This is a genomic window from Streptomyces sp. NPDC041122, assembly GCF_055592445.1.
Map to the genome: position 1 here is coordinate 562675 of NZ_JBVIYQ010000006.1, position 9968 is coordinate 572642.

Sequence of the window (9968 nt, forward strand, 5' to 3'; positions counted from 1 at the left end):
CACCGGACAGCCATCGAGTGCCCGGCTTGGCGCCGCCAATACCTGCTCCGCACATCTGTCTGGTTCGGCTTCGGTTCAGCGGCCGCCCGAGTCAGCGGCCGTCCGAGCTGGAGAGGTTCTCGCGGATCTTGGCGATGGCGAACCCCCAGCCCTGCTGCACGGTCGGCTTGGCCGGCACCGCGATCTCCTCGGGGTTGGTGAGGACGTCCAGGAGCACCGGGCCCGGCGTGGCGAACGCCCGCTCGACGGCCGCGGTCAGCTCCTCCGCCCGGGTCACCCGGATGCCCGTGATGCCCATCGACTCCGCGACGGCGGCGAAGTCCGGGTTGTCGAGCTCGGTGCCGAACTCCGGCAGGCCCGCCTCCTCCTGCTCCAGCTTCACCATCCCCAGCCGCTGGTTGTCGAAGACGACCAGCTTGACCGGCAGCTGCTTGCTGCGGATGGTCATCAGGTCACCGAGCAGCATCCCGAGGCCGCCGTCGCCGCAGAAGGCGACGACCTGCCGTTCGGGGTCCAGGAGCTGCGCGCCGATCGCCTGCGGCATCGCGTTGGCCATCGAGCCGAGGTTGTACGAGCCGAGCAGCCGGCGGGACCCGCGCATCTCCACGAAGCGCGACAGCCACACCGTGGCCATGCCGGTGTCGGAGGTGAAGACGGCGTCGTCGGCGGCGACGGAGTCCACCGCGGCGGCCAGCGCCTCCGGACGCACCAGGTGGTCGCGGTTGTCGAGGGCGGACCGCACCTTGCCGACCAGGCCGTGGTCGTGGTCGGGGCGGGCCAGCCGCTGCTGGCCCTGCTGCCACTTGGCGAACTTCTCCCGCGCTCCGTCCAGGTGCCCGCGGTCCTCGCGCCGCTTCAGGCGGGTGAGCAGGCCGCGCACGGTGGGGCCGACGTCGGCGGCGAGGGCCACGTCGACCGGCACGCGCCGGCCGATGTGTTCGGCGACCCGGTCGACCTGGACGACCTTCTTCCCCTCCGGGTACCACTCCCGGTACGGGAAGTCCGTGCCGAGCAGCAGCAGGGTGTCGGCGTGGTCCATCGCGTGGGCGGCGGCCGGGTTGCCGATCAGCCCCGTCTGGCCGACCTGGTAGGGGTTGTCGCCCTCGAAGCCCTCCTTCGCCTTCAGGGTGAGCACCATGGGCGCGCCGAGGCGGTCGGCGAGGGCGAGGACGTCCTCGCGGGCGCCGCGCGCCCCTCGGCCGACCAGCATGGTGACCTTGCCGCCGTCGTCGAGCGCGGCGGCCGCCTCGTCCAGGACCGGGTCGTCGGGCCGGTTGGCGGACCCGGCCACGGAGAGCCGGGCGGGCCGGTCGTTCGCCAGCTCCTGGCCGCCGACGTCGCCGGGCACGGTCAGGACGGCCACGCCGCGGCGGCCGATGGCGGAGCGGACGGCGATCTCGAGGAGGCCGGGCATCTGCTCCGGTGAGGTGACGGTGGCGCGGAAGACGGCGACATCACGGAAGAGAAGGTCGTTGTCGACCTCCTGGAAGTAGTCGGTGCCCACCTCGGCGAGCGGTACCTGGCCGGCGATGGCGAGCACCGGGGTGCCGCTCTTGGCGGCGTCGTACAGCCCGTTGAGCAGGTGCACGGAGCCCGGACCCACGGTGCCCATGCAGACCCCGAGCGTGTCGGTGAGCTGGGACTGGGCGCCGGCGGCGAAGGCCGCGGCCTCCTCGTGCCGGCATCCCACCCAGTCGACGGAACCGGATTCGCGGATGGCGTCGGTGAAGGGGTTCAGGGCGTCGCCCACCACGCCGAAGACGTGGCGCACTCCGAGCTCTTCCAGGGCGTCGACCACGACACGGGCAACAGTGCGGGACATGAGTGTTCCTTTCGGGGGATCGGGAAGCGATCGGGACATCGGGGGTGCCGTCAGAGGGTGAAGGCGTCCGGGTCGGCCGCGCGCCAGTCCGCGGCCCAACTCTCCGGCGGCTCGGCGAGCAGCTCGCCGGGGGAGAGCCACTCGTACAGCTCGGCGTAGGAGCGCAAGTGGCCGCGGTCCTCGCGGCGCCGCAGCAGGTGCGGGCCGAGCTGCGCGGTGTCGCGCACGCCCATCGCGGCCATGATCCGCAGCGCGCTCTGCACGGTGGCCTGCTGGTAGCGCGTGACGCGGGCGGACTTGTCGGCGACGTCGAGGGCGCGGGCGCGGCGCGGGTCCTGGGTGGTGACGCCGGTCGGGCAGCGGTTGGTGTGGCAGCGCTGGGCCTGGATGCAGCCGACCGCGAACATCATCGCGCGGGCCGCGTTGGTGTAGTCGGCGCCCATGGCGAGCCGCTTGACGATGTCGGCGCCCGTGGCGACCTTGCCGCTCGCTCCGACACGGACGCGGTCCCGCAGCCCGGTGCCGGTCAGCGCGTCGTGGACGGTGATGAGGCCGTCGGTGAGCGGCAGCCCGAGGTGGTCGGCGAACTCCAGCGGGGCCGCGCCCGTGCCGCCCTCCGCGCCGTCCACGACGATGAAGTCCGGGGTGATCCCCTCGGCCGCCATCGCCTTGCACACGGCGAGGAACTGCCTCCGGGAGCCGGGGCACAGCTTGAAGCCCACCGGCTTGCCGCCCGTCAGCTCCCGCATCCGGGCGAGGAAGAGGACGAGCTCGCGCGGGGTGGAGAAGACGCGGTGGTACGGCGGCGAGACGACGGTCTCGCCCTTCGGCACCCCTCGTACGGAGGCGATCTCGGCGTTGACCTTGGAGCCGGGCAGGACGCCGCCGATGCCCGGCTTCGCCCCCTGCGACAGCTTGAGCGACACACAGCGGACGGTGGGGTGGGCGGCCTTCTCGGCGAACTGCTCGGCGTCGAAGTCCCCGTCGCGGGTGCGGCAGCCGAAGTAGCCGGTGCCGATCTCCCAGACGAGGTCGCCGCCGGGCCGCAAGTGGTACTCGGACAGACCGCCCTCCCCGGTGTCCTGCGCGAAGCCGCCGCGCGCCGCCCCGGTGTTGAGGGCCAGCACGGCGTTGGCGGAGAGCGAGCCGAAGCTCATCGCCGACACGTTGAGCAGCGCCATGTCGTACGGCTTGGCGCAGTCGGGGCCGCCGACGCGGATCCGGGGCGGCTCGTGGGGCACGTCCACCGGAGCCATGGACGGTATGAGCAGTTCGTAGCCGCGCTGGTCCATGTCGCGCTCGCTGCCGAACGGCTCCTCGGCGGAGACACCCTTGGCCCGCTCGTAGACGATGCTGCGGGTGTCGCGGTCGAACGGCCTGCCGTCGTAGTTACGCTCCACGAAGTACTGCTGCAGCTCCGGGCGCAGGGCCTCCATCAGATAACGCAGATGCCCGAGCACGGGATAGTTCCGCAGCACGTTGTGGCGCCGCTGGAGGATGTCGTACGTGCCGGTGAGCGCAAGGGCCACGAGGGGCGCCGCGAGCAGCCACCACCACGGCGACACCAGCAGCGCGAGGAGCACGCCGCCCAGCGCGCCCGCCACCAGCAGGCCTACCGTTGCAAATCGGGTCATGATCCTCACGTGACCCGAATCCGGCAGGTCACACGTGAGCCGGGCCACCGAATCCGTGGCCCGGGGGTGCGCGGCGGCCGGAGGCGCGACAGGCACTAGCCGGCCCGCTCCAGGCACTCCTCCGCGATCTTCCCGTCGAGGGCGGCCCGCACCAGGGCGGCGGCCACCACGCTCGGCCGCTCGTCGGTGAGCCGCAGCAGCGCGGACGCGTCCCGCGGCAGGCCGAGGCGCTCCGCCCCCTGCAGCACCTTGGCGTCCAGGTGCGGCCGGTACTCGGGCCATACGTCCTGCACCTCGCGGAGGAAGATGTCCACGCCGGTGGGGCCGAGGCCCGGCACCCGCCGCAGCATGCGTTTCAGGGCGGCCACGTCGCCGTCGGCCTCGTCCCGGACCCGGCGCAGGTCGCCGTGCCACTCGTCGATCACCAGCCGGGCGCCGTCACCGAGCTGTGTCGCGGTCCTCTCGTCGTAGCGCCGGTAGCCGCCACGCCCCAGGGCGTCGACGCGCTGCTGCCAGGTGGCGTCGGCCATCTGCCGGGGCCCGCGCATCCCCGCGTCGTGGAGCGCGCGCGTGCTGGCCACCGCGACGGAGGCCCGGATGCGGGCGCTGAGCAGGCAGGACAGGACGAGCGTGCGGTAGAGCGGCTGCGGGGTGCAGGTCAGCCGGATGCCCGCCTCGGCGGCGTACGTCTGTCCCGAGGTCCTGAGCAGTTCCCGCAGCACGGCCTTCCTTCCGGCCATGGCGCCACCTCCTTGGCATGGGTCCGGTCCGACAGCGTTCCCCTGCCCGCTATGACGCCGTGCCCACACAGGGACGCGAGAGCACGAGAAGGCTGTGCGGGGCGACGGTCACCTCACCGCCGGCCTTGTGTTCCGTCTCGTCCGAGAGGCCCTGCGGATCGGTGGTGTCCAGACGCGTCTCCCAGCGCTCGCCGTACGAGGCGTCGGGCAGCCGGAAGACGACCGGGTCCCCGCAGCTGTTCAGGAGCAGCAGGAAGGAGTCGTCCACCACGGGCCTGCCCTGCGCGTCGGGCTCGGCGATGGCGTCGCCGTTGAGGAAGACACCGACGGCGTGGGCGTCGGGGCGCTGCCAGTCCTCGTCCGTCATCTCCCGGGCGTCGGGCCGCAGCCACACCAGGTCGGGCAGGGGCCGGCTGTCGCGGGCCGGCGGCTCGCCGCGGAAGAAGCGGCGCCTGCGCAGCACCGGGTGCGCGGCGCGCAGTTCGATGGCCCGCCGGGTGAACCCGATCAGGTCGCGCTGGTCGTCGTCGAGGTCCCAGTCGACCCAGGAGAGCTCGTTGTCCTGGCAGTAGGCGTTGTTGTTGCCCTGCTGGGTACGGCCCAGTTCGTCGCCGTGCGCGAGCATCGGGATGCCCTGCGAGACCATCAGGGTGGCGAGGAAGTTGCGCTGCTGGCGGGCGCGCAGCTCCAGGATCCGCTCGTCGGTGGTGGGACCCTCGGCGCCGCAGTTCCACGAGCGGTTGTCGCTCTCGCCGTCCCGGTTGTCCTCCGCGTTGGCCTCGTTGTGCTTGGCGTCGTACGAGACCAGGTCGCGCAGCGTGAAGCCGTCGTGGGCGGTGACGAAGTTGACGCTGGCCCGCGGGCGGCGCCGGTCGTGCTGGTAGAGGTCGGACGAGCCGGTCAGCCGGGAGGCGAACTCGGCGAGCGTGTGGTCCCCGCACCGCCAGAAGTCCCGCACCGCGTCCCGGTACTTGCCGTTCCACTCCGACCACAGGGGCGGGAAGTTGCCCACCTGGTAGCCGCCGTCGCCGACGTCCCAGGGCTCCGCGATGAGCTTGACCCGGCTGACCACCGGGTCCTGCTGGACCAGGTCGAAGAAGGCCGAGAGCCGGTCCACGTCGTGGAACTGCCGGGCCAGCGTGGCCGCCAGATCGAAGCGGAAGCCGTCGACGTGCATCTCGGTGACCCAGTACCGCAGCGAGTCCATGACCAGCTGCAGGACGTTCGGGTGCCGCATCAGCAGGCTGTTGCCGGTGCCGGTGGTGTCGAAGTAGTGGGCCCGGTCGTCCTCCGGCAGCCGGTAGTACGAGGCGTTGTCGAGGCCACGGAAGGCGAGCGTGGGGCCGTTCTCGTTGCCCTCCGCCGTGTGGTTGTAGACCACGTCGAGAATCACTTCGAGGCCCGCCGCGTGCAGCGCCTTGACCATCGACTTGAACTCGTCGACCTGCTCGCCGCGGGCGCCGCGCGCGGCGTACCCGTTGTGCGGGGCGAAGAAGCCGATGGAGGCGTATCCCCAGTAGTTGGAGAGCCCGCGGTCGCGCAGGAAGCCGTCCTGCACGTACTGGTGCACCGGCATCAGTTCGACGGCGGTCACCCCGAGGGAGGTGAGGTGGTCGATGACGGCGTCGCTCGCGAGGCCCGCGTACGTGCCCCGCAGCTCGGCGGGGACCCCGGGATGCCGCTGCGTCAGACCGCGGACGTGCGCCTCGTAGACGACCGTCTCCGCGTAGGGCCGACGGGGCGGCCGGTCGTCCCCCCAGGCGAAGGACGTGTCGACGACGACGGAGAGCGGGGTGTGCCCCGCGCTGTCCGCCCGCTCGGGTCCCTGCGCCGCTCGCTCGTACAGCGAGGCGTGGTTGTCCATCTCGCCCTCGATGGCCCGGGCGTAGGGGTCGAGGAGGAGTTTGGCGGGGTTGCACCGGTGGCCCGCGGCGGGGTCCCAGGGGCCGTGCACCCGGTAGCCGTACCGCTGGCCGGGGCCGACCCCGGGCAGATAGCAGTGCCAGACGAAGCCGTCGACCTCGGTGAGGGTGACGTCGTCGTGCGTCCCGTCCTCGTGGAAGAGGACGAGGACGACGCGGTGGGCCACTTCGCTGAACAGGGCGAAGTTCGTGCCCTCCCCGTCGTAGGTGGCGCCCAGGGGGAAAGGGGATCCGGTCCAGGTGCGCACACGGCTGCCTTCCTGACGATGGACGGAAGGCCCCGCGCCCGTACGGGCAGGGCCTCCGCCTCCAGTTGCGCGGGTGGCGTGCGGCCGTCGCCGATGGGGCGAACGGGCCGCTGCGCGCCGGGTCTCACGTCTCCGGCACACCCGCCAGGACTGCCATGGTCTCCTCCTGCGGCACCTCGAGCGACTCGGGCACACAGGGCACGGGAGTGAGCGGGGAGAGAGGGGCGTGGTCGGGCGTGCGGTCGCGGTGGGCGAACCAGATGATCTTTCCGTCGGCCGCCGGGCAGCTGCCCCAGCCGTCGCTCAGCGCGGCGATCTGGGCGAGGAACCCCTGCGGTGCGTAGTGCGGTCCGAGGTCGCGGTCCTTGTCCGACACACCGGTGATGAGATGGTGCCCCGTCCACCACAGCTCGACGGCCGTCTGCTTGTTCGTTGCGTGCTCCTCGATGGCCCGCAGCAGCACACGGGTGCAGTGGCCGACGGGCTCGACGAGGATCCCCAGGCCCCAGTGCCGGAGATGGGCCGCGAGAATGCGATCGATCTGAACGATCCTCTCCGGGCTGATCTCCACATCGAGGTGGTAGTAGCGGGGGGTTGCCGACTTCATTGCGCTTGGCTCCTCTCGGCGGAGCTCTCGCTCCTCTTCGGCCCTGCGGACCGAGCCCCGAACACGAAGCGTGAGCACTGATCGCTCCTGAGTCAGTCTCAGAGTGAGAGCACTACTCCATTCGCGCAACACGAGCACCAGGGGCCACTTGTTGAATAGCCAACAAGACGCTGCGTGGTCGAGCGTGCACCATGAGTCTGGAAACCCGGTCGGCGCGAGCTGTCCGGTCCTCCATGTGCGGTGCCGTTCCGCGTCGGCCAGGCGCTCCGGTCGCACCCGTCGCAGAACGTAGGTGAGCAGCGTGGTGCTGTTGCCCGCCAAAGATGTCGTCGCGCGGCATCTGAGTCAGTACCGGTCGTGGGAACGGCTGTTGTTCGTCCGCCCCGCCGACCGTGACGTGCGCACGCACTTCGAGAACACCGCGTACACCCTCTGTGTGCTGATGGGGGAGTGCACGGCCCGGGCTGCCGCCGAGGCGGCCGAGGAGTACCTGCGTCCGCGCGCCGCGTGCCGGCCGCGGCCGGCGCCCGAGCGTCTGGGGCAGTAGTCACGCGCGGCTCCTGCCCGGGGCCGCGCCCACCACGAGCGCGGCGGAGGAGAGATTCGATGACCGCAGTTCCGGAGACGAACGCCGCCTCCGCGGCGCCGAGTTCCGTCCGCGCGCGGGCGCAGGCGCCGGCACGAGCGCAGGCGGCGGTGCTGTCCGTGCCGGTGCGGGACGTCCGGCCGTGCGTCGACGGCGGCCGTCGCCCGGCGAAGGCCGTGCCCGGCGAGACCTTCCAGGTCACGGCGACGGTGTTCGGCGAAGGACACGGGGCGGTCGGTGCCGACGTGGTGCTGCGCGGCCCCGACGGGCGGCGCGGACCCTGGACGCCGATGCGCGAGCTGTCCCCGGGCTCCGACCGCTGGGGCGCCGAGGTGACGCCGGACGCGGAGGGGCGCTGGACGTACGCGGTGGAGGCGTGGACGGATCCCGTGGCCGAGTGGCGTCGCGCGGCCGAGGTCAAGATTCCCGCGGGCATCGACGTCGGGCTGGTCCTGGAGGAGGGCGCGGCGCTGTACGAGCGGGCCGCGGCCGGGGCCCCGGCGGGTACGGAACGCCGCACCCTGCTGGCCGCCGCGGACGCGCTGCAGGACGACCTGCGCACACCCTCCGCACGTCTCGGCGCCGCCCTGGCCCCCGCGGTGACCGCGGTGCTCACGCGGTTCCCCCTGCGCGAGCGCGTCACCCGTTCGGACGCTCTGCCTCTGCTGGTCGAGCGGCGCAGGGCGCTGTACGGCTCTTGGTACGAGTTCTTCCCGCGCTCGGAGGGCGCCGAAGTGCGCGAGGGCGCGCCGCCGGTGTCCGGCACCTTCCGCACGGCCGCGCGGCGGCTCCCGGAGATCGCGGCCATGGGGTTCGACGTCGTGTACCTGCCGCCGATCCACCCCATCGGCACCACCTACCGCAAGGGCCCCGGCAACTCCCTGTCCGCGGGCCCCCACGACGTCGGTGTGCCATGGGCGATCGGTTCGCCCGAGGGCGGTCATGACGCGGTCCATCCCGACCTGGGCACGCTGGAGGACTTCGACGCGTTCGTGGGCGAGGCGGGGCGGCTCGGGCTCGAAGTGGCGCTGGACTTCGCGTTGCAGTGCTCCCCGGACCACCCCTGGGTGGAGAAGCACCCCGAATGGTTCACCCATCGCCCGGACGGCTCCATCGCGTACGCGGAGAATCCGCCGAAGAAGTACCAGGACATCTACCCGATCGCCTTCGACCGCGATCTGCCGGGCCTGGTCGAGGAGTCCGTGCGGCTGCTGCGCTTCTGGATGGGCCACGGCGTACGGATCTTCCGCGTCGACAACCCGCACACCAAGCCCGTCGCTTACTGGGAAAAGGTCCTGGCCGACATCAACGCCACCGACCCGGACGTGCTCTTCCTGGCCGAGGCCTTCACCAGGCCGCCGGTCGTGCGGGCGCTGGCCCAGGCCGGGTTCCAGCAGTCGTACACCTACTTCACCTGGAAGAACACGAAACAGGAGCTCACCGACTACCTCACCGAGCTCGCCGGGGAGACCGCCCCGTATCTGCGGCCCAACTTCTTCGTGAACACCCCGGACATCCTCTCGGAGTTCCTCCGGACGGGTGGCCGTCCCGCTTTCGAGCTGCGGGCCGTGCTGGCCGCGACCCTCGCGCCGAGCTGGGGCGTGTACGCGGGGTTCGAGCTGTGCGAGAACGCCGCGGCCGGCGCGGGGAGCGAGGAGTACCTCGACTCGGAGAAGTACCAACTGCGCCCGCGCGACTGGGCGGCGGCCGAGCGCGAGGGGCGCACCATCACCCCCCTGATCACCGCGCTCAACCGGATCCGGCGGGACCACCCGGCCCTGCAGCAACTGCGCGACCTGCACTTCCACCGGGCCGACAACGACGCGGTGATCGCCTACAGCAAGCGCTCCGGCGACGACACCGTGCTGGTGGTGGTCAACCTGGACCCGCACCACACCCAGGAGGCCACCGTCGCCCTCGACATGCCGCGCCTCGGCCTCGGCTGGGACGAGACCGTGCCGGTGCGCGACGAGCTCACCGGCGACACCTACCACTGGGGCAGGACCAACTACGTGCGCCTCGAACCGGGCCAGGCCCCCGCGCACGTCCTCGTCCTGCGACCGTCTCCACCACTGAACGGAGGGTCACCCACGCAATGATCATCAATGAGCCCGTCAAGGACACCTTCGAGGACACTCCGGAGAAAGATCTCGATCCGGAGTGGTTCAAGCGTGCCGTCTTCTACGAGGTGCTGGTCCGTTCCTTCCAGGACAGCAACGGTGACGGCATCGGCGATCTGAAGGGCATCACCGCCAAGCTCGACTATCTGCAGTGGCTGGGGGTGGACTGCCTGTGGCTGCCCCCGTTCTTCAAGTCCCCCCTGCGCGACGGCGGTTACGACGTCTCCGACTACACCGCCGTACTCCCCGAGTTCGGTGACCTCGCCGACTTCGTGGAATTCGTCGACTC

At 71.7% G+C, this 9968-nt stretch carries 8 protein-coding genes; 3 read left to right on the forward strand and 5 right to left on the reverse strand.

The features are described 5' to 3' along the window. Positions 1-91: 91 nt before the first annotated feature. The 5 genes from ACZ6B8_RS24350 to ACZ6B8_RS24370 all read right to left on the reverse strand — a co-directional run bounded on the left by ACZ6B8_RS24350 (position 92) and on the right by ACZ6B8_RS24370 (position 6973). Entirely contained in the window at positions 92-1822 is a 1731-nt protein-coding gene (locus ACZ6B8_RS24350; protein WP_471081427.1) for a thiamine pyrophosphate-dependent enzyme, read from the reverse strand. A 50-nt stretch (positions 1823-1872) separates the two neighbouring features. After that, the gene (locus ACZ6B8_RS24355; RefSeq protein WP_471608587.1) at positions 1873-3456 is read right to left on the reverse strand and encodes an FMN-binding glutamate synthase family protein; all 1584 of its coding nucleotides are present in this window, start codon (positions 3454-3456) and stop codon (positions 1873-1875) included. A gap of 95 nt (positions 3457-3551) precedes the next feature. Continuing rightward, complete coding sequence (locus tag ACZ6B8_RS24360; RefSeq protein ID WP_471608588.1) at positions 3552-4196, reverse strand: endonuclease; 645 nt, start codon at positions 4194-4196, stop codon at positions 3552-3554. Between the two features lie 49 nt (positions 4197-4245). Continuing rightward, positions 4246-6366 (reverse strand): glycogen debranching protein GlgX, encoded by a 2121-nt coding sequence (gene glgX, locus ACZ6B8_RS24365; RefSeq protein WP_471608589.1) that lies wholly within the window; start codon positions 6364-6366, stop codon positions 4246-4248. Positions 6367-6490: 124 nt separating this feature from the next. Further along, positions 6491-6973 carry a pep a2 gene (locus ACZ6B8_RS24370; RefSeq protein ID WP_471081415.1) on the reverse strand — a complete coding sequence of 161 codons (483 nt, stop codon included), beginning with the start codon at positions 6971-6973 and terminating at the stop codon, positions 6491-6493. Between the two features lie 301 nt (positions 6974-7274). On the opposite strand from ACZ6B8_RS24370, the gene ACZ6B8_RS24375 reads away from it, so the two are divergent. The 3 genes from ACZ6B8_RS24375 to ACZ6B8_RS24385 all read left to right on the forward strand — a co-directional run. Further along, complete coding sequence (locus ACZ6B8_RS24375; RefSeq protein ID WP_355819589.1) at positions 7275-7520, forward strand: DUF5133 domain-containing protein; 246 nt, start codon at positions 7275-7277, stop codon at positions 7518-7520. Positions 7521-7579: 59 nt separating this feature from the next. Beyond that, positions 7580-9658 (forward strand): alpha-1,4-glucan--maltose-1-phosphate maltosyltransferase, encoded by a 2079-nt coding sequence (locus tag ACZ6B8_RS24380; RefSeq protein ID WP_471608590.1) that lies wholly within the window; start codon positions 7580-7582, stop codon positions 9656-9658. Beyond that, on the forward strand, positions 9655-9968 hold a 314-nt coding region (locus ACZ6B8_RS24385), incomplete at its 3' end, for an alpha-amylase family glycosyl hydrolase (RefSeq protein ID WP_471608591.1). The genes ACZ6B8_RS24380 and ACZ6B8_RS24385, both read left to right, overlap by 4 nt.